Consider the following 19,658-nt stretch of genomic DNA (forward strand, 5'->3'; position numbering starts at 1 on the left):
GTTATGCTTTCTCCTTTTCATCAATCACTTTATAGCTATATTCTTCAATCACTGTATTTGCGAAAAGTTTTTCACTTAAGATAGTAATAATATTATTGACCGCTTCATCAGTTGCTTCATCCACAGTCATATATAAAACTTTACCTACTCGTATATCATTAACTTGTGTATAACCTAAGTCATGAACAGCTCTATTAAGTGCTTGTCCTTGTATATCTAGTACCTGTGGTTGTAATGTGATATGTAATTCAATCGTCTTCATGATTTAAGATCCTCCAATTTATTTAAAAATGTTTGATAAGTATCAATGAGAGAGCCAGTGTCATTTCTATAAACATCTTTGTCAAAATTTGTATCTGAATATTTCTCCCATATTCTGCATGTATCTGGTGAAACTTCATCTGCAAGTAAAATAGTTCCTTTATTTGTTTTACCAAATTCAACTTTGAAATCGATAAGTTTAAGCTCCATCTCATCCATAAGTTGAATCAATATTTTATTAATATCTTTTGCCATTTGTTTTAGCGTGACAATATCATCATCATTAGCAATGTGAAGTAATTTAACATGGTCATCCGTTATAAGTGGATCGTTAAGATCATCATTCTTATAAAAAAATTCTACTAATGGTTCTTCAAATTGATGTCCTTTATTAAAACCTAGACGTTTTGTAATAGAACCTGTAGCAATATTTCTCACTACGACTTCCAATGGAATAATATTAACTTGTTGTACTAATTGCTCTATTTCTGAGAGTTGTTTAATAAAATGGTTGTCGATATTATGGCGTGTTAAATAATCAAATATAATAGATGTGATTTGATTATTTAACTTTCCTTTGCCGACCATTGTGTCTTTTTTTGCACCGTTGCCAGCTGTAACTTCATCTTTATATTCTACTCGCAATTGGCCTTCAGTTTCAGTTGTATATACTTTTTTGGCTTTTCCTTCATATAATAAAGACACTTATTTGTCTCTCCCTTCAAATTTCATTAACATATATTGCTCTGTTTGATTGACATCATCCGTAAGTAATGTCATATGTCCCATTTTTCTATCAGGCTTTCTGTCTGACTTACCATAAATATGCACATGCCATTCTGGATGTTCACCAAATTCATTTTCTAGTAGATCTAAATCACGACCTAATAAATTCATCATCACTGCAGGTTTAAGCACATCAATTTGTTGAGGTAACTTTTGACCAGTTACTGCCAAGATATGCGTATCAAATTGAGAATAATCGCAAGCTTCTATCGAGTAATGACCTGAATTATGAGGACGTGGTGCAATCTCGTTTACATATAATGTATTTGTCTTATCTATGAAGAATTCCACAGTAAATGTACCTACAAAATGGATAACATTAGTTATTTTTTTCACTTCTTTACGCGCCTCTTTTTCTTTGTCTGATCTTGCTGGTATAATTGTTTTGAATAATATTTGATTTCTATGTTCATTTTCTTGTAATGGGAAAAATGTTGTTTGTTGATCATTTCCAATCGTAACTGTTAAAGAAACCTCTTTATCTATATCAATATATTGTTCGACAACACATTCTTGTTTTTTAATTAAATCTTTAGCCGCTTCTAGATTTTCTTCATTTTCAACTAAAATTTGTCCCTTTCCATCATAACCACCAAAACGTGTTTTAATGATAATTGGATAACCCAATTCTTTTATTGCCTTTACTAAATCTTGTTCGTTTTGTATGTATAAAAATGGAACAATTTGTGTTTTTGCTTCTAGTAATGATTGTTTTTCAGTTAAACGATCTTGTAGTATTTCAATTGCTTGATAACCTTGGGGAATGTTAAATGTTTCAGTTAGATGTTTTAGTTGCTTAGAGGAAATGTTCTCAAATTCATAGGTTATCACATCAGAACTTTCACCTAAGCGTTCTAAAGCATTTTCATCATCATAATTAGCATGAATAAATTGGTGAGCAACATAGCGACACGGACAATCTTCATTAGGATCAATAACAATAACTTTAAATCCCATTTTCTGAGCCGATTGTGCCATCATTTTCCCTAATTGACCGCCACCAATAATTCCGATTGTTGAGCCGAAACTTAATTTATTGAAGCTCATTTTGCATTTCCTCCACTTTATCGACTAAAGATTTTTCGTAATTTTCCAAATTCTTTTGTACTGATTTGTGATACATACCTAACATTCTTGCGGCTAATATACCTGCATTTTTCGCACCAGATTTACCAATAGCTGTCGTTGCAACCGGTATACCTCCTGGCATTTGAACAATTGAAAGTAATGAGTCTAACCCTTTCAAACTTCTAGACTCTATTGGTACTCCAATTACAGGCAATGTTGTCATTGATGCTACCATGCCTGGTAAGTGTGCTGCACCACCAGCACCTGCAATGATAATGTCATAACCATTTTGGCGAGCTGTACTTGAAAACTCGAACATGAGTTGAGGCGTACGATGTGCTGAGACAACTTTTTTATCATACGGTATTCCAAATTTTTCTAGCATATCGCAGCTTTCTTTCATAATATTCCAATCTGAAGAACTACCCATAATGACTGCTATTTTCACTTTGTACATCCTTTCAAAATTTTGGATTATGATAAGAAATAGTTGTATATTACACATATAGCATAACAACAGTAGCATTAATTTTCAATCAAAATCGAACTTTATTGTTAATTTTAAATTTAATTTACGTCTTTTGACTATTAATCACTTTGATATTAATGTTAAAGTTAAGATATTAGTTAATTATAAGGAGGAGTTTTAGGTGGTCGCTAAAATTTTAGATGGCAAACAAATTGCAAAAGAATATAGACAGGGGTTAAAAGATCAAGTAGAAGAATTAAATAAACAAGGGTTTACACCAAAATTATCAGTTATCTTAGTTGGTAATGATGATGCTAGTCAAAGTTATGTCAAATCAAAGAAAAAAGCAGCCGAAGAAATTGGCATGATTTCAGAGATAATTCATTTAGATGAATCAACAACAGAAAAAGAAGTACTCAATGAATTAGGGCGATTAAATAATGATGATTCAGTAAGTGGTATATTAGTGCAAGTTCCCTTACCTAAGCAAGTCAGCGAACAAAAAGTCTTAGAAGCGATCAATCCTGACAAAGATGTAGATGGTTTCCACCCTACCAATATTGGAAAACTGTGTATACATGAACAAACGTTTATACCATGCACTCCATTAGGAATTATGGAAATATTAAAACATTCTGACATAGATTTAGAAGGAAAAAATGCTGTTGTAATTGGGAGAAGTCATATCGTAGGTCAACCTGTATCTAAGTTACTACTTCAAGCTAATTGCACTGTAACTATTTTACATTCACGTACTAAAAATATGAGCGAATATCTAAAAAATGCTGATATCATAGTAAGCGCAGTTGGTAAACCAGGATTGGTTACAAAAGATGTAGTTAAAGAAGGTGCAGTTGTTATTGATGTAGGTAATACACCAGATGAAAATGGAAAATTAAAGGGCGATGTAGATTATGATGAAGTTAAAAACGTTGCCGGAGCCATAACTCCTGTACCTGGTGGAGTGGGGCCATTAACAATTACAATGGTGCTTAATAATGCTTTGTTGGCAGAAAAAATGCGACGTGGTATTAAATAGTAGTCACGAATATATGATTAAATTTATTATTGTTCCCTTTAAAGCAACAGAATTCTATTATCTGAAGTTTTTATAATTTAAAATAGTTGTCATTTTACATATTCTTTATTGAAATTTACTAAAAAAATATTTAATTTTTGTTAACATTAGGGTATATTAAGACCATAGCATGATGTATATACATTAATTTTAAAGTATATTATATATATCGTAAACGACTACAAGACGGAGGTTAAGTGATGAACAAATTACTACAGTCATTATCAGCACTTGGAGTTTCAGCTACATTAGTGACACCAAATTTAAATGCAGAAGCTACTACAAATACTGAGCCTCAACTACGAGGTGTAAATGATGTCGTTATTGAAAAAGGCCAAGAATATAACTTATTAAATGGTATTAGTGCTTATGATAAAGAAGACGGTGACTTAACACATAAAATTAAAGTCGACGGTCAAGTAGATACATCTAAAACAGGAAAATATGCAGTAGAATACAAAGTAACAGACTCTGATGGAGCAGAAAAAACATCTATTAGACATGTTGAAGTTAAATAACTCATCAATTAGTTAATTAATTATAAAATTTGAGATTTTGAAATTTAACTTTAATTATATTATTTTTTGCAAAGGTACTTTGAGAGTCTAGAAATGGCCTTTAGATTAGAAATTCAACATTAAAAAGAAATTGATCATATATAGTAGTAGATATTAGTTCAATATTTCAATTTAAATTATCCAGATAAATCAATATATTAAAAAAAGGCAGTCTTATGAACTTTATCATTTGACTGCTTTTTAATACTATTATTTATAAATGTTTTCATTTGGTTATCTTTAAAAAGTAATTAACCTATCACTAAAATAATGTGTTAGTAGTCCCCGAATGATTTAATCACTAATATTTTTAAATACCTTTTGATATTGAACATACCCTGAAAGATAGTGTTCAATATCATCAATACGGACTCGATATCCATGATGCTTAATGAAAAATCCACCAAGAATTTTAGCAGGATTTTTAAAATACATTGCTACTTCAGGATAAAAATAACCTACTCGTTGATAATTAGCTCTTTTTTCAATAACATCAATTAAATACTTTTCATCAATTAATTTAGCAACTAAGCCTTCTCTACCTGTATCTTTAGCTTTTTGAATTAGACGATATGTTGCAATTAACATCTCTAAATAAGTCGGAAAAGTTGTCTCTCTTTGCTTGATAAAATCTAAATAAGTATTCACATTTTTGATACCAAATTCGAAATACTTATCTTGAGGATTAATTTGAACTAGCTCATTTGTACAATAACCTAACCAATGATCATGATATTTCCAGTAATCTTTATCAATAAAGTGATTCATTAAATTTTCAACTGTATTTAACCATAACTTATTATTGTCTAGCTGATATAATCTTAGTAAAGCTAAAGCTGCTTCACCATCATAATATATGATTCTATATTGCTCTTTTAATGACAAATCTGGATAATTTAATATATGTGTTGTTTCATAAGTTTCTTCATTAATCATCGTTAAAATACCATGAGCAACTTTTTGAGCTTTTTCTAAATATAAGTCATTTTTTTGATATTTTAAGTATTCACACACTGCAAATATAAAGGAAGCATTTTGTCCTAACTTAATTTCATTGATTCCGTTCGTATCTTCATAGACATATCCCCTATTATCTTGCTCCATTAAATTATGTTTAATTACATAATCAATAGCTTTTTTAGCGGGATCTAAATTCTTTCCTAAGTATGACAAACCTTCTATCAATGCATAAGTTGACGAAGAGTGTCTTAAAATATTATAGAACCCTATCTCATTATCAAAATGAGGGAAATAACCGTACACATATTTTCCATTTTCTAAGATCATACTTTGTAAAAAATCAGTACTGTTTAATATTAAACGGTCGATTTCACTACCTAAATCATGTACTTTTCTTAAATTTTGCTCATAACGATTATTATGTAATTCAAAATACGCATCGTTATCTAACATAAAACCTTTAGTATAAAATTTAATAACTTCTTTACCATTATAAAAATCATTACTAAATACTTTCTTATGTTTAGTGTACTTAACCAGATACGCATTTATATTTTTTTCAGAGAGATACAATTGATTATTCGTGTTGTTAGGTCTTACAAAAGCATTAGCATTAATCTCTTCAGCTATTAATGTCAACTCCCACTGACTATCAAATGCAATACCAAAATCTACATAGTTTCTTCTAGTTTTCTCTAAAGAAATTTTCAAATCTTTAAATAATACTTTTTTTGTAGATTGAACAACATCTACCTTTACCCATATAGGATATGTACCTGTTTTTTTCTTAAACTGATATCCTAATTTTAAAATATTATGCTCGAGGTAATTTGTTTTTTTGAATAATTTTACTTGTGCTTTAAATTTTGGTCCGCCAATACTTACGAAGACATAGTTATCAATTTTTATTTTACTTTTTATATAAGCAATTAATCTCTTTATTTTAGTTTCAAAATCCATTGTAGCCTCCATTCTCTTTAAAAATAAAACCAGACCTTTTGAGATCTGGTTTTATTCCACGCTACATAAATAATGGTAAAAATGTTAGTTTATTTTATTACCTTTATTTTTTCTGCGTCTACCAGCTAAAAATACGCCACCTATTGCTGCGAATAATGTTCCAAATAAAGTACCGTTTGACTGAGTTTCTAATCCTGTTTTAGGCAATGATTCATCATTTGAATGACTACCTTTTTTAGTAAGTTGTTTATTAGTTATTGCACTAGTCTCATTTTCATATTTAATTGCGTTGCTACCATGAGATTCTTGATTAGAATGAGAACCTGTGTTATCACCTGTATCATTATCCGAATCACCATCACTGTCTGCATCGCTATCTGCATCTGCGTCACAATCCGCATCCGCATCACAATCTGCATCCGCATCACTATCTGCATCTGCGTCACAATCCGCATCCGCATCACAATCTGCATCCGCATCACTATCTGCATCCGCATCACTATCTGCATCCGCATCACTATCTGCATCTGCGTCACAATCCGCATCCGCATCACAATCTGCATCCGCATCACTATCTGCATCTGCGTCACAATCCGCATCCGCATCACAATCTGCATCCGCATCACTATCTGCATCCGCATCACTATCTGCATCTGCGTCACAATCCGCATCCGCATCACAATCTGCATCCGCATCACTATCTGCATCTGCGTCACAATCCGCATCCGCATCACAATCTGCATCCGCATCACTATCTGCATCTGCGTCACAATCCGCATCGCAATCTGCGTCCGCATCTCCGTCTATATCTATATTACTGTCAGTATCTGTATCGCTATCTGCATCTGCGTCACAATCTGCATCCGCATCACTATCTGCATCCGCATCACTATCTGCATCTGCGTCACAATCCGCATCGCAATCTGCGTCCGCATCTCCGTCTATATCATATATTACTGTCAGTATCTGTATCGCTATCTGCATCTGCGTCACAATCTGCATCCGCATCACTATCTGCATCTGCGTCACAATCCGCGTCCGCATCTCCGTCTATATCTATATTGCTGTCAGTATCTGTATCGCTATCTGCATCTGCGTCACAATCCGCATCGCAATCCGCGTCCGCATCTCCGTCTATATCTATATTATTATCAACACTTGAATCATTATCAGTAGTATAGTCTGCATCGTAGTCAGCACTTGTATCTACATTAGAACCTACGTTTGAATCACTGTCTGCATCGCTATCTGCATCACAATCCGCGTCTGCATCAGCATCCCCATCACAATCATTATCATATTCTCCACCACAGTCTGTGTATGAAGTATTTTCCATATATGCGTTATCATTATCATAATCATATTGATCTGTAGTTGTTACTTGATTGTCTTCAGTATTCACCTCATATGATGAATCTGCATCAGCACAGTTGTCATTACTAAATTGACTACCATCTTCATATGTTGTAGGTGTATCCTGTGTACTTATTTCTGCGGCATGAGCTTCTCCACTTATGCCAAACATTAAAGTTGCACCAACAAGAACTGATGCAATTCCTACAGAATGTTTTCTAATAGAATATTTATTGAGCCTACTAGAAATAAAATCTTCTCTTTTCTTCACTGAATCTTGATGTCTCTTTTTCATACTTTTCCTCCAAGAATAAAAATCTAATATTAAAATAATATGCAATTTTCACATAATTCTTATGCGAATACGTTTTACAATAATACAAATTAAAATCAAGTACAATACATTTTCTTTAAAAATTCAATAATTACCTTACACTATATTAATAATATTAATAAAATATACAATATTTAGACACAATTAAATAATTTATGTCCATTTCATTAATCTCAATATTAATAGTTAAAAAACATTATAAATATTAATAATATAAGTGATTCTGGTTAATAAATTAATTAATATTGATTTATATGAGTAAGTTAATTTTATTTATTCTTAAATGAGAAATCTTAATATTTGTCTCAAAACATCTCATAATTGACATGAATATAAAAGGTTTTCTAAAGCATGAAAAAGTAAAAAAGTAGATTGGACAAATATAATATCTCAACCTAGCTTCATCAAATTTACAGTAATTGTATAAGTTACTAATAAACTTAAAATAATTCTTTCAACTTTAATCCTTTACTCCAACAGTAATTTTCTTGAATCAAAACGAACAGACAACTACAATGTGAAATTCAAATTTTAAAACAAATAAGTATTTCTAGTTTTAATGTTCATCATTAATCAAAAGTAATTTTTAAACATATTTGCAAATAGTAATGTAATATCTATACAAATATAATCACTTTATCTACATATAGAATTAAATTTTGTTTTCTTAATCAAAACTAACATTTTTATATCAAAAAACTAAAAACTTCTATATATGGTTAGTCACTTGGAAAATAAAAATAATATTATGTCAGAGTTTACATACATATTAGATATAATAAAAATTGATATTAGGAAGCTTAATTAACATTAATATTCTAAAAATGTGTTTTCTTCTTAAGCAACGGAGAGTAAGATTTCAAGCAATTAAGTGATAATTTTTCTCAATAAAGTGTTGCATTACATGTGATCTTTCTAAATTTGTCTATTTCCACAAAATGTACACATAATTTTAACAAATCTTACATACCCCGTCATATCTAGGTCCAATCGACCTCCGTTACATATAACAATAATTTTTTTTGAACAGACTCTTGTAAATATTGTGTAATAAACTAAAATTATTGGTAAGCCCTACATTTGTAGTATTAGGAGGTCAAAAAAAGTGTCAAAATTTAAGTCTTTGCTTCTATTATTTGGCACACTAGTTTTACTTAGTGGTTGTTCAAATGTAGAAGTTTTTAATGCAAAAGGGCCAGTAGCAAGTAGTCAGAAGTTCTTGATCATCTACTCAATCATCTTCATGCTTGTTATTGTTGTCGTTGTGCTTTCCATGTTTGCTATTTTCATTTTTAAATATAGCTATAATAAAAATAGTGAATCTGGTAAGATGCACCACAATTCTTTAATTGAAACAATTTGGTTTGTGGTACCTATCCTAATTGTTATAGCTTTAGCTATTCCAACAGTTAAAACGTTATACGATTATGAAAAACCACCTCAAAAAGACAAGGACCCACTTGTGGTTTACGCAGTAAGCGCTGGTTACAAATGGTTCTTTGCCTACCCAAATCAACATATTGAAACTGTTAATACGTTGACAATTCCTAAAGATCGTCCAGTCGTATTCAAGCTTCAAGCAATGGATACTATGACAAGTTTCTGGATTCCACAATTAGGTGGTCAGAAATATGCAATGACTGGTATGACTATGAATTGGACATTAACAGCTGATCAATTAGGTACTTTCAGAGGTCGTAACTCTAACTTCAATGGTGAGGGGTTCTCTCGTCAAACATTTAAAGTTCACTCTGTAAGTCAAAGTGATTTCGATAAATGGGTTAAAGATGCTAAAGGTAAGAAAACTTTAAGTCAATATACATTTGATAAACAACTCTTACCAAGCACACCTAATAAAGAATTAACATTCAATGGTACTCATATGGCGTTTGTGGACCCTGCAGCTGATCCTCAATATATCTTTTATGCGTACAAACGTTTCAACTTTGAACAAAAAGATCCTAACTTCACAGCAGAAAAAGATCTTTACAAAGATGTAAAAGATAAACCTATTAAGCCAGCTCGTAAGGTTAAAGTTACAAACCCTAACTATGAACGTCATGGTATGAAAGCTATGATTCTCGGCAACAATGAAAAATATGATAATGAGTTCAAAAAAGAAGAGAACCATAACTCTAAGGAAATGGAAAAAATTTCTAAAGGAGCTAAAGACGAAAATGCGTCTAAACTTCAAAAAAAAGAACACGATGATCATGGAGGTGGACATTAATGAATTTTCCATGGGATCAATTACTAGTTAAAGGTAACTGGATGATTATTTCGGCACAAATTGCTGCCCCATTTTTAGTCATCGGACTTATAGCTGTAATTTCTTATTTTAAATTATGGAAATATCTATATAAAGAATGGTTCACATCCGTAGACCATAAAAAAATCGGTATTATGTATTTAATCTGTGCCGTATTAATGTTTGTTCGTGGTGGTATTGACGCGTTATTAATTCGTACTCAATTAACAATTCCAGATAATAAATTCTTGGAAGCTAACCACTATGATCAAATTTTTAGTACACACGGCGTAATCATGATTATATTTATGGCTATGCCATTTATCTTTGGTTTATGGAATGTTGTTATTCCATTACAATTAGGTGCTCGTGATGTTGCCTTCCCTGTAATGAATAACGTTAGTTTCTGGCTATTCTTCGCTGGTATGATTTTATTTAACCTATCATTTATTGTAGGTGGATCTCCAGCTACTGGTTGGACAAACTACGCACCACTTGCTGGTGAATTTAGTCCCGGACCAGGTGTTAATTATTACTTGATTGCAATTCAAATATCCGGTATAGGATCGTTAATGACTGGTATCAATTTCTTTGTTACGATTCTTAGATGTAAGACTCCAACAATGAAATTCATGCAAATGCCAATGTTCAGTGTAACTACTTTTGTTACAACATTGATTGTTATTTTAGCATTCCCAGTGTTCACAGTAGCACTTGCTTTAATGACTGCTGATAGAATCTTTGGAACACAGTTCTTCACTGTAGCAAATGGCGGTATGCCAATGCTTTGGGCTAACTTCTTCTGGGTATGGGGGCACCCTGAAGTTTACATCGTTATCCTACCAGCATTCGGTATGTATTCAGAAATTATTCCTACATTTGCCCGTAAGCGTTTATTCGGTCATCAAAGTATGATTTGGGCAACTGCAGGTATCGCATTCTTAAGTTTCTTAGTTTGGGTTCACCATTTCTTCACTATGGGTAATGGTGCATTAATTAACTCATTCTTCTCAATTTCAACAATGTTAATCGGTGTTCCTACCGGAGTTAAACTATTTAACTGGTTGTTAACATTGTACAAAGGTAGAATTACTTTTGAGTCACCTATGTTATTCTCATTAGCATTCATCCCTAACTTCCTATTAGGTGGGGTTACTGGTGTAATGTTAGCGATGGCATCAGCTGACTATCAATATCACAACACTTATTTCTTAGTAGCTCACTTCCACTATACATTGGTTACTGGTGTAGTATTTGCTTGCTTAGCTGGTTTAATCTTCTGGTATCCAAAAATGATGGGCTACAAATTAAACGAAACATTAAACAAATGGTGCTTCTGGTTCTTCATGATTGGATTCAACGTTTGTTTCTTACCACAATTCATTCTAGGTTTAGATGGTATGCCACGTCGTCTATACACTTACATGCCTTCTGATGGTTGGTGGTTATTAAACTTCATCTCAACTATCGGTGCATTATTGATGGCGGTAGGATTCTTATTCCTAGTAGTAAGTATCGTTTACAGTCATATCAAAGCTCCACGTGAAGCAACTGGAGATAACTGGGATGGTCTTGGTCGTACTTTAGAGTGGTCAACAGCTTCAGCTATACCACCTAAATATAACTTTGCTATCACTCCTGATTGGAATGACTATGATACATTTGTAGACATGAAGGAACATGGTCGTCATTATTTAGATAACCATAACTACAAAGATATTCATATGCCAAATAATACTCCAGTAGGTTTCTGGATAGGTATCTTTATGACTATTGGTGGCTTCTTCTTAGTCTTCGAATCAATTGTTCCAGCACTTATCTGCTTAGCAGGTATCTTTGGTACTTTAATTTGGAGAAGTTTCCAAATCGATCATGGTTATCACATCCCTGCTTCAGAAGCTGCAGAAACTGAAGCTCGTTTAAGAGAAGCTCGAATTAAAGAAAGGGAGGCTGTAAGTCATGAGTCATGATGTAAATACTATTGATTCTCGATCACATGAAGGCGAATTAAATAAACTTGGCTTTTGGATTTTCCTTACAGCTGAATTTGCATTATTCGGCACCCTATTTGCAACGTTGTTAACTTTGCAACATGGTGGCGGATATGGTGGTAAATTAACTACAGATTTATTTGAATTACATTTAGTTTTAATAATGACATTTGCGTTATTATTAAGTTCTTATACTTGTGGTATTGCTATTTATTACATGCGACAAGAAAAACAAAACCTAATGATGATTTGGATGATTATCACAGTTATCTTAGGCCTTGTATTCGTAGGTTTTGAAATTTACGAATTCGCACACTATACTCAAGAAGGTGTCAATCCAACAATTGGTTCTTTCTGGTCTAGTTTCTTTATTCTACTAGGTACGCATGGCGCCCACGTATCATTAGGTATCGTGTGGATTATTTGCTTATTAATTCAAATCGGCACACGCGGTTTAGATTCTTACAATGCTCCTAAGTTGTTTATAGTAAGTTTATACTGGCACTTCTTAGATGTTGTATGGATCTTCATCTTTACTGCCGTATATATGATAGGGATGGTGTATAGCGGATGAATACAATCGTAAAACATACAGTAGGTTTTATTGCTTCTATCGTACTAACACTTTTAGCAGTTTTTGTAACTCTATACACAAACATGACATTCCATGCTAAGTTAACTATTATCTTCGGTTTTGCTTTCATCCAAGCAGCAGTTCAATTATTAATGTTCATGCACTTAACTGAAGGTAGAGACGGACGTCTTCAAACATTCAAAGTTATCTTTGCAATTATTATTACTCTAGCTACTGTTATTGGAACATACTGGGTAATGCAAGGTGGACACTCTCACCACTTATAAAATTGAAACAAATAAACAAAGTTTCTACTTTGTTTATCTTAAAGCAAGCTAACACATTCTTGTTAGCTTGTTTTTTATGTCGAAATTAAATATATACAATGTTACTCTTAATTAAATAAATTGTTTAAAAGGAGAGGAGAGCATCAATCATGCAGATTCCTATTATTATAGATACTGACCCTGGTATTGATGATGCAGCAGCTATTAGTTTAGCTTTATGTCATTCAAAATTTGATGTGAAAATGATATCAACTGTCAACGGAAATGTTGGCATAGAAAAAACAACTGCAAATGCACTTAAACTCAAACAATTTTTTAATAGCAACGTACAAGTACATAGAGGCGCTTCAAAACCATTATTAAATCAAATTGTCGATGCAGCACCTGTACATGGCGAATCAGGTATGGATGGCTATCAATTTCCACCTGTTTCCGAAAGTGATTTAACCTCAGTTCATGCAGTTGAAGCTTTGAAAAATTTGCTTATCAACAGCGAGGAACCTATTACAATTGTAGCAATTGGCCCATTAACTAATATTGCTATTCTTTTATCAAGCTATCCAGAGGTACAAAATCATATCAAAGAAGTTATCATTATGGGGGGAAGTACTGGAAGAGGAAATGTGACTCCACTAGCTGAATTTAATATTTATTGTGATCCAGAGGCTGCTCAAGTCGTTTTTAATTCAGGATTACCTCTTACAATGGTAGGCCTAGATTTAGCTAGTAAAGCAATGTTTACATATGATTTTGTCAAAAGTTTCAAAGAAGTCAATGAAACAGGCCGAATGCTATATAACCTATTTCAGCATTATAGAAGTGAAGATTTTGACATAGGAGTTAAAGTCTATGATGTATTTACAATCCTTTATTTACTTAACCCTCAGTCATTTATCGTTAAAGAAGCAGATGTACAAATCGAGTTAGATGGTAAGTATACTAAAGGTGCGACTGTAGTTAATTTTAACTCTCAATACCCTAATTGTTCAGTTGTATTAAGTCCAATAGGAAGCGAATTTAAAGATATCTTTTTAAGTTCACTTAAAAATTGCAAATAATTTACTTCAACACACTAAAAATAGCCAATGAATACGTGAATTATTGGCTATTTATTAAGTCATAATGTTTATTTAACTTTAACTCCAGCAGTATTATATGGTTTCTTTTGTTTTAAAATATTATAGAAAATATGTCTCATCTTATCTTCATTATCTACAAAGCCTGGAGTATTACTTACATTAGTTCCTAAAACTACTATATATTTATCATTAAAATAAACTGTAAATATTTGTCCGAAAAATACACCATTTCCCCTGTTTAAATAAGGGGTAACGTAGAATCCGTATCTGTATTCCTCTGGAAATTCTGCAGTACCAAATTCATGCAAAATAGGGTGCGTAATCTCAGGACTGAAAATTTTATTTTTTTGTAATTCAGAAATCAACTTAGCCATATCATATGGAGCCATATACAAATTACCTGCTCCATAATATTGATCTAAGATATTTGGTCGTAAAAATAAAAATGTATTGTTATTTAATTTATACCCTTTCGCCATATCATTTTGAAGAGGTTTCTCATCATAAAATGCTGTATGTTTTAAATGATACTTATCACCTAAACGGTCGTAATAATTTTTAACATATGGCTTTCCAGTTACATTTTCAATAACCTTTGCTAAGACTAGATAATTGCCATCATTATATTCATGCTTATGATACATATTTTCATTAATACCACGCGCTTGAATTGATTTTACTGCTTGATCTAAATTTTTAATATTTGTTGAAGCTTCGTATTTAAAAAGACCACTTCTATGTAACATCAAATCTTTAAGAGTAATTACTTTATCTATTTTAAACCAAGGTAAATATTTTGTGACGGAATCATTGATATTCACTTTATTTTCAACTTCAAGTTGTTTAAGTAATAATCCAGTGGTAAATTTTTGTGCTGATCCTATAAGAAACATGGTATTTGGACTGTTTTTCTTTCTTTTTTCAATATCTTGATAACCATAGCCCTTATTTATTTTAACTTTCCCATTTTCAAACACTGCAACCGTCCCACTAAATTTTGTTTCATTTAAATATTTATTTATTTCTTTAGACATGGGGTCTTTTTTATATACAGTTTTCAATTTGTTTGGCGTTTTTAGAGATTTATCTCTTTTTTCAATGTACGTTGAATTATCATTTTTCTTTTTTAAAGCATGATTTTCAACCATATGATGTTTATTCCATTTAAATCCTAACACCCCTACTAAAACAATCAAGGTAACTAATACAATTATAAAAAATATTATTTTAAATTTATTAAGTTTCATATTTTTTTATTTGCCTCACACATTCATATCTTTAATTTTCGATATATGTCTTCATGAACTCGTCAATCACACTATTAATATCTTCTACATCAAGTGAAAAATAAATTTTAATTTTAGGTTCTGTACCAGAAGGTCTAATAGCTATGAATCCTTCATCAAAAATAAAGCGAATTAAATTAGAATTTGGAAATCGTGTTTGTTCTACTAAACCACTATCAAGATATTTAATCTTTCCCAATTGATAATCCTCTATAGCTTTAACATTTAACCCACACATCTGATACACGTTTTCATTTCTAAAGAAGTCTATAATTTCTCTAATTTTCATCTGACCTTCTTGTCCTTTAAATGACGGACTTAAATTAATATCTTTATAATGGCCAATCGTTTTGTATATGTCTATAAGCGTATCTGTAAAGGTAATATTATTCTCATATAATATATTTTTGTATTTTATGATTAATGGAACAATTTGTATTGCATCTTTATCTCTTGTAAACGGCTCAGCTAAATAACCATTACTTTCTTCATAAGCTAATAGAAGTTTCTCGTCTTTACCTTCATTTTTATTTAAAATATCTGAAATGAATTTAAACCCAGTAAGAGCATTATAAACCTTTACATTAAGGGCTTTTGCAAGCTTTTCACCTAATTCACTCGTTACAATCGACTTGACTATATATAAACTTTCAAAAGAAGCATTTACTAAGTCTTGATATCTCAGTTTCATGAGAATAAGCCCAATTTCATTTCCATTGATATAACGATATTCACCATTTGCTAATCTTTCAACAATACCTAGTCTATCTGCATCAGGATCTGTAGCAATTATAAGCTTCGCATCAGTTCGTTCTGCTAATATTTTACTATCGTTAAATACCTCTTCATCTTCAGGATTAGGATTATTAACTGTAGGAAAATGACCGTCTGGTTTCGATTGGTTCTGTTCAATTACATAATTGTCATAATCAAGTTCATCTAATATCTCTGCTACAATTGGTAAACTCGTACCATGTAAGCTAGTCAAAACAATTTTAGCTTTTTTCTTTTCAATTTTACCAGTAGTTTGAATAACCTTTTTCTTATAACTATTAGTTAGGTCATCATTTGCATAAATAATTTGATTATCTTTTAAAAATGCACTGTATCCTAAACAATCAATATCTAAAGGATTGTCTATCTCTTCTATGTAATTACTTAATATTGCTGAATCTTTTGGCAAAAGTTGACCGCCATATTGATTATAAACTTTTATACCATTATAATTTTTTGGATTATGGCTCGCAGTAATCATAACCCCACCATCAGCATTATAATATCTAACTGCATAAGATAGCTCTGGCGTAGACTTGTATTTATTGGAAGTGATAACTTTAATATTATTTTGCGCTAATATTGTTGATATTTCTCTAGCAAAAGCATCTGAAAGTAATCTTGAATCATAAAATACAACAATACTTACATTGTCCTTAATTGACTTAAAGAATTTAGCTATACCTAAAGCTACCTTTCTAACAGTAAAAGCGTTCATTCTTCCAGGTCCAATTCCAAATATACCTCTAATACCTGCCGTCCCAAAAGATAATTGTGTTCTTAATCCCTCTTCTATCTCTTCATCAGTTTGTTGCTCATAAAACGGTCGAATTAAACTTTCATCCAATCGTTTTATCCATTCTTGTTTCATGAGTAATCTCCTTTCTTTAAAACACTCATTTTCAAAGGAAAATAACAGCTTGAATCTTTGATTAAAGTTTTCACTGAAAATAAAAATACCTTTATATTGAATATATATAATGTCTCTATAACTTTAGCTAAGGTTAATTATAACTTAACACCGTAGATAAATCACTTTAATTAGATAATACGTCTATTAGAAAATAAATCTATAGTACTTTGGTACCATTAAAAAATCTTTTTTATATTTCTTACACTAAATGTAAATTTTATTTGAATTTTGTAAAAATAATGTGTAGTTGAGAGTTGTAATTTTAACAATAAAGTAATAAAATTTAAGGCTATAGTGTACATATACTAATAGCAACCAGATGATTCAAAATTAACAATTTCTAACCATAGATTTTAAAAATTTTAATGATTATAGGAGCACTAACAATGAACAAATTTTTGAAGTTTTTTTTAATATTATTAACATTCGTTCTACTCGTTGTTCCAATTATTTTTGCTACCCAGTTATATCATAGTTCAGAATCCGCTTTTGAATCTTCACAGGACGCTAAAGATGCTCAAAGGCAGTCTAACTTACGAGATTCTAAAGTTAATCCTGAAAAGCAACCTATTTCTATTTTATTCTTAGGTATAGACAATAATGAAGGTAGAGAAAAGAACGGACAGAGTATTGAACATTCAAGATCAGACGCTATGATTTTATCTACTTTTAATCAAAAAAGACATCAAATTAGAATGCTAAGCATACCACGAGATACTATAAGTTATATCCCCAAAGTTGGCTATTATGATAAAATTACTCATGCTCATGCTTACGGTGGTCCAATCGCTTCAATGGATGCAGTCGAAGCTACAATGAATGTACCGGCAGACTATTATGTACGTGTCAATATGAAAGCGTTTGTTGAAGCTGTAAATGAATTAGGTGGTATTTATTACGATGTGCCGTACAATTTAAACGAACCTAATAGTGATGATACAGGTAGAATTAAAATTAAAAAAGGTTATCAAAAACTTAATGGTGACAAAGCTTTAGCAGTAGCACGAACTAGACATCACGATTCCGACTTAAAACGCGGTCAAAGACAAATGGATTTAATTAAAATTTTGTTCCAAAAGGCCCAAAGTTTAGATTCAATTGATAAGTTAGATAACGTTATAAATATTGTAGGTAAAAATGCAAAACATAACCTTACTAAAAAGGAAATTAAATCTTTAGCTAAAATGTATTTAACTGAAGATACGGATATTAAAACCTCTCAACTTAAAGGTAAAGATGATTATTTAAACGATATTTATTACTATCATCCAAGTGTAAAAAGTATAATGAAATATTCAAATATCTTGCGCTCAGACTTAGGCTTATCTAAAATTACAGATAAAGATGAATTCTTGGATTATAGAGTTATTAAACATTATGGTTCCCTTATTCCTCTTACTGAGTTAGACGAGAGTCTACTACGCAAAAATCAAAAAGAATCAACTAACAATCATACTGAAAATAGTACTGATAATCACTCTAATAACGATACTCAAGAACAAAATCAACAACATATGCAAGATGGCACTCAAACAGAACAGAATACTGAAGTAAACAAGTACCAAAATCAAGACCAACAAAATGATATGATAGATAACAGTAGCAACAACGCAATACAATAAATACTATTATATAATGTTAAATTCACATCATTCTTTATATAAATTCAAGAGAGGAGCTCAAAATATGAGTCGTAAAACATACGAGAAAGTTGCTAATATTAATGGCATGTTTAATGTACTCGAACAACAAATCATTCACAGTAAAGATATGGCTTTATTTAGAAATGAATTTTTCTATGTTAATCATGAACATAGAGAAAACTATGAAGCACTTTTAATTTATTATAAGAATAGTTTTGATAATCCTGTTGTTGACGGTGCTTGTTATATTCTTGCTCTACCTGAAATTTTTAATAAAGTTGATGTTTTTGAATCCGACTTACCATTCACATGGGTATATGATGAAAATGGCATTTCGGAAACAATGAAAAATATTAGCGTACCTCTTCAATACTTAATAGCTGCAGCATTAGAGGTTACTGACGTGACGATATTTAAACCATCAGGTTATACTATGGGTATGAATAATTGGAACATTGCACAACTACGTATTTTTTGGCAATATTGTGCGATTGTTAGAAAAGAAGCTTTATAAAAATAGTGATATTTATAACCCTCGTTCATTTTGTGAATAATGTTAGAAAATTTCTTTGACGTTAGAAAAAAAGTATTTGTAGAAGAACAAGGCGTTCATCTACAAAATGAAATTGATCAATATGAATATAACTCTATCCATATTGTTGGTTATATAGACAAAAATAGTCCCTTCGCTACAGCTAGAATAAGATCGATAAATAATTATACTGGAAAGGTAGAACGTCTGGCAGTATTAAAAAGATACAGGGGCTTAAATTATGGTCAAAATTTAATGAAAACGATAGAAATAATAACTAGAGAAAATGATTATAACGAGTTAACGATGCATGCGCAAGTACAAGCACAAGACTTCTATTCAAAATTAGGCTACACCCCTCACTCCAACTATTTTTTCGAAGAAAATATAAAACACATTATTATGAAGAAGTTTTTATAGTCTTTTTTATATACTAACATCATCTTTTTCATTTATTTAAAATGTAATATTTCACATGTAGAATATAAGCTAATAATTTCATTAT

19 protein-coding genes are annotated in these 19,658 nt (G+C 31.3%); 10 read left to right on the forward strand and 9 right to left on the reverse strand.

All coding sequences use genetic code 11. The features are described from left to right. Nucleotide 1 precedes the first annotated feature (1 nt). The 4 genes from purS to purE are packed head-to-tail and all read right to left on the reverse strand — an operon-like array spanning nucleotide 2 to nucleotide 2,563. The gene (gene purS, locus DYE57_RS08335; RefSeq protein ID WP_115313635.1) at nucleotides 2–262 is read right to left on the reverse strand and encodes a phosphoribosylformylglycinamidine synthase subunit PurS; all 261 of its coding nucleotides are present in this window, start codon (nucleotides 260–262) and stop codon (nucleotides 2–4) included. After that, on the reverse strand, nucleotides 259–966 hold the full coding sequence (gene purC / locus DYE57_RS08340) for a phosphoribosylaminoimidazolesuccinocarboxamide synthase (RefSeq protein WP_115313636.1): 708 nt from the start codon (nucleotides 964–966) through the stop codon (nucleotides 259–261). The genes purS and purC overlap by 4 nt, the downstream gene beginning before the upstream one ends. Continuing rightward, nucleotides 967–2,094, reverse strand: a complete 1,128-nt coding sequence (gene purK, locus DYE57_RS08345) for a 5-(carboxyamino)imidazole ribonucleotide synthase (protein WP_115313637.1) — start codon at nucleotides 2,092–2,094, stop codon at nucleotides 967–969. Continuing rightward, nucleotides 2,081–2,563, reverse strand: a complete 483-nt coding sequence (gene purE, locus DYE57_RS08350) for a 5-(carboxyamino)imidazole ribonucleotide mutase (RefSeq protein ID WP_115313638.1) — start codon at nucleotides 2,561–2,563, stop codon at nucleotides 2,081–2,083. Before purE ends, purK begins: the two co-directional genes overlap by 14 nt. 202 nt (nucleotides 2,564–2,765) lie before the next feature. On the opposite strand from purE, the gene folD reads away from it, so the two are divergent. Together folD and DYE57_RS08360 are read left to right on the forward strand one after the other, a co-directional pair. Next, nucleotides 2,766–3,623, forward strand: a complete 858-nt coding sequence (gene folD / locus DYE57_RS08355; protein ID WP_115313639.1) for a bifunctional methylenetetrahydrofolate dehydrogenase/methenyltetrahydrofolate cyclohydrolase FolD — start codon at nucleotides 2,766–2,768, stop codon at nucleotides 3,621–3,623. Nucleotides 3,624–3,862: 239 nt separating this feature from the next. Then, complete coding sequence (locus DYE57_RS08360) at nucleotides 3,863–4,180, forward strand: DUF5011 domain-containing protein (RefSeq protein WP_115313640.1); 318 nt, start codon at nucleotides 3,863–3,865, stop codon at nucleotides 4,178–4,180. A gap of 333 nt (nucleotides 4,181–4,513) precedes the next feature. Here DYE57_RS08360 and DYE57_RS08365 read toward each other — a convergent pair whose 3' ends face one another. The 3 genes from DYE57_RS08365 to DYE57_RS08375 all read right to left on the reverse strand — a co-directional run bounded on the left by DYE57_RS08365 (nucleotide 4,514) and on the right by DYE57_RS08375 (nucleotide 7,787). Then, the gene (locus tag DYE57_RS08365; protein ID WP_115313641.1) at nucleotides 4,514–6,139 is read right to left on the reverse strand and encodes a poly(glycerol-phosphate) alpha-glucosyltransferase; all 1,626 of its coding nucleotides are present in this window, start codon (nucleotides 6,137–6,139) and stop codon (nucleotides 4,514–4,516) included. Nucleotides 6,140–6,223: 84 nt separating this feature from the next. After that, entirely contained in the window at nucleotides 6,224–7,141 is a 918-nt protein-coding gene (locus DYE57_RS08370) for an LPXTG cell wall anchor domain-containing protein (RefSeq protein WP_198458891.1), read from the reverse strand. Next, nucleotides 7,086–7,787, reverse strand: coding sequence for a YSIRK-type signal peptide-containing protein (locus tag DYE57_RS08375; RefSeq protein WP_115313643.1), 702 nt, complete (start codon nucleotides 7,785–7,787; stop codon nucleotides 7,086–7,088). The genes DYE57_RS08370 and DYE57_RS08375 overlap by 56 nt, the downstream gene beginning before the upstream one ends. 1,144 nt (nucleotides 7,788–8,931) lie before the next feature. On the opposite strand from DYE57_RS08375, the gene qoxA reads away from it, so the two are divergent. The 5 genes from qoxA to rihC all read left to right on the forward strand — a co-directional run bounded on the left by qoxA (nucleotide 8,932) and on the right by rihC (nucleotide 13,984). Beyond that, nucleotides 8,932–10,056, forward strand: a complete 1,125-nt coding sequence (qoxA, locus tag DYE57_RS08380; protein WP_115313644.1) for a cytochrome aa3 quinol oxidase subunit II — start codon at nucleotides 8,932–8,934, stop codon at nucleotides 10,054–10,056. Continuing rightward, nucleotides 10,056–12,044 (forward strand): cytochrome aa3 quinol oxidase subunit I, encoded by a 1,989-nt coding sequence (gene qoxB, locus DYE57_RS08385; RefSeq protein WP_115313645.1) that lies wholly within the window; start codon nucleotides 10,056–10,058, stop codon nucleotides 12,042–12,044. The genes qoxA and qoxB overlap by 1 nt, the downstream gene beginning before the upstream one ends. Next, complete coding sequence (gene qoxC, locus DYE57_RS08390) at nucleotides 12,034–12,639, forward strand: cytochrome aa3 quinol oxidase subunit III (protein WP_115313646.1); 606 nt, start codon at nucleotides 12,034–12,036, stop codon at nucleotides 12,637–12,639. Before qoxB ends, qoxC begins: the two co-directional genes overlap by 11 nt. Then, the gene (qoxD, locus tag DYE57_RS08395) at nucleotides 12,636–12,926 is read left to right on the forward strand and encodes a cytochrome aa3 quinol oxidase subunit IV (RefSeq protein WP_115313647.1); all 291 of its coding nucleotides are present in this window, start codon (nucleotides 12,636–12,638) and stop codon (nucleotides 12,924–12,926) included. The genes qoxC and qoxD overlap by 4 nt, the downstream gene beginning before the upstream one ends. Nucleotides 12,927–13,075: 149 nt before the next feature. Then, on the forward strand, nucleotides 13,076–13,984 hold the full coding sequence (gene rihC, locus DYE57_RS08400; RefSeq protein WP_115313648.1) for a ribonucleoside hydrolase RihC: 909 nt from the start codon (nucleotides 13,076–13,078) through the stop codon (nucleotides 13,982–13,984). Nucleotides 13,985–14,052: 68 nt separating this feature from the next. Here rihC and DYE57_RS08405 read toward each other — a convergent pair whose 3' ends face one another. Both DYE57_RS08405 and DYE57_RS08410 read right to left on the reverse strand, forming a co-directional pair. Continuing rightward, nucleotides 14,053–15,252, reverse strand: coding sequence for a serine hydrolase domain-containing protein (locus DYE57_RS08405; RefSeq protein WP_115313649.1), 1,200 nt, complete (start codon nucleotides 15,250–15,252; stop codon nucleotides 14,053–14,055). 31 nt (nucleotides 15,253–15,283) lie between these two features. Then, nucleotides 15,284–16,936 (reverse strand): phospho-sugar mutase, encoded by a 1,653-nt coding sequence (locus DYE57_RS08410; RefSeq protein ID WP_115313650.1) that lies wholly within the window; start codon nucleotides 16,934–16,936, stop codon nucleotides 15,284–15,286. A gap of 428 nt (nucleotides 16,937–17,364) precedes the next feature. On the opposite strand from DYE57_RS08410, the gene DYE57_RS08415 reads away from it, so the two are divergent. From DYE57_RS08415 to DYE57_RS08425, 3 genes are all read left to right on the forward strand, one after another. Then, on the forward strand, nucleotides 17,365–18,600 hold the full coding sequence (locus DYE57_RS08415; protein WP_115313651.1) for an LCP family protein: 1,236 nt from the start codon (nucleotides 17,365–17,367) through the stop codon (nucleotides 18,598–18,600). Nucleotides 18,601–18,664: 64 nt separating this feature from the next. Then, entirely contained in the window at nucleotides 18,665–19,135 is a 471-nt protein-coding gene (locus DYE57_RS08420) for a DUF2538 family protein (protein ID WP_115313652.1), read from the forward strand. Between the two features lie 39 nt (nucleotides 19,136–19,174). Beyond that, nucleotides 19,175–19,573, forward strand: a complete 399-nt coding sequence (locus tag DYE57_RS08425; protein ID WP_115313653.1) for a GNAT family N-acetyltransferase — start codon at nucleotides 19,175–19,177, stop codon at nucleotides 19,571–19,573. Nucleotides 19,574–19,658: the final 85 nt, after the last annotated feature.

The organism is Staphylococcus saccharolyticus (assembly GCF_900458815.1).
Lineage (GTDB): Bacteria > Bacillota > Bacilli > Staphylococcales > Staphylococcaceae > Staphylococcus > Staphylococcus saccharolyticus.

Excerpts from the sequence above, each read along its gene's own strand:
- rihC (WP_115313648.1), top strand. The coding sequence starts at position 13,076 with ATGCAGATTCCTATTATTATAGATACTGACCCTGGTATTGATGATGCA.
- DYE57_RS08405 (WP_115313649.1), bottom strand. The coding sequence starts at position 15,252 with ATGAAACTTAATAAATTTAAAATAATATTTTTTATAATTGTATTAGTT.
- DYE57_RS08420 (WP_115313652.1), top strand. The coding sequence starts at position 18,665 with ATGAGTCGTAAAACATACGAGAAAGTTGCTAATATTAATGGCATGTTT.
- qoxB (WP_115313645.1), top strand. The coding sequence starts at position 10,056 with ATGAATTTTCCATGGGATCAATTACTAGTTAAAGGTAACTGGATGATT.
- DYE57_RS08365 (WP_115313641.1), bottom strand. The coding sequence starts at position 6,139 with ATGGATTTTGAAACTAAAATAAAGAGATTAATTGCTTATATAAAAAGT.
- DYE57_RS08360 (WP_115313640.1), top strand. The coding sequence starts at position 3,863 with ATGAACAAATTACTACAGTCATTATCAGCACTTGGAGTTTCAGCTACA.
- purK (WP_115313637.1), bottom strand. The coding sequence starts at position 2,094 with ATGAGCTTCAATAAATTAAGTTTCGGCTCAACAATCGGAATTATTGGT.
- qoxD (WP_115313647.1), top strand. The coding sequence starts at position 12,636 with ATGAATACAATCGTAAAACATACAGTAGGTTTTATTGCTTCTATCGTA.
- DYE57_RS08410 (WP_115313650.1), bottom strand. The coding sequence starts at position 16,936 with ATGAAACAAGAATGGATAAAACGATTGGATGAAAGTTTAATTCGACCG.
- purS (WP_115313635.1), bottom strand. The coding sequence starts at position 262 with ATGAAGACGATTGAATTACATATCACATTACAACCACAGGTACTAGAT.
- DYE57_RS08425 (WP_115313653.1), top strand. The coding sequence starts at position 19,175 with ATGTTAGAAAATTTCTTTGACGTTAGAAAAAAAGTATTTGTAGAAGAA.
- DYE57_RS08415 (WP_115313651.1), top strand. The coding sequence starts at position 17,365 with ATGAACAAATTTTTGAAGTTTTTTTTAATATTATTAACATTCGTTCTA.
- qoxC (WP_115313646.1), top strand. The coding sequence starts at position 12,034 with ATGAGTCATGATGTAAATACTATTGATTCTCGATCACATGAAGGCGAA.
- DYE57_RS08370 (WP_198458891.1), bottom strand. The coding sequence starts at position 7,141 with ATGCAGATTGTGACGCAGATGCAGATAGCGATACAGATACTGACAGTA.
- DYE57_RS08375 (WP_115313643.1), bottom strand. The coding sequence starts at position 7,787 with ATGAAAAAGAGACATCAAGATTCAGTGAAGAAAAGAGAAGATTTTATT.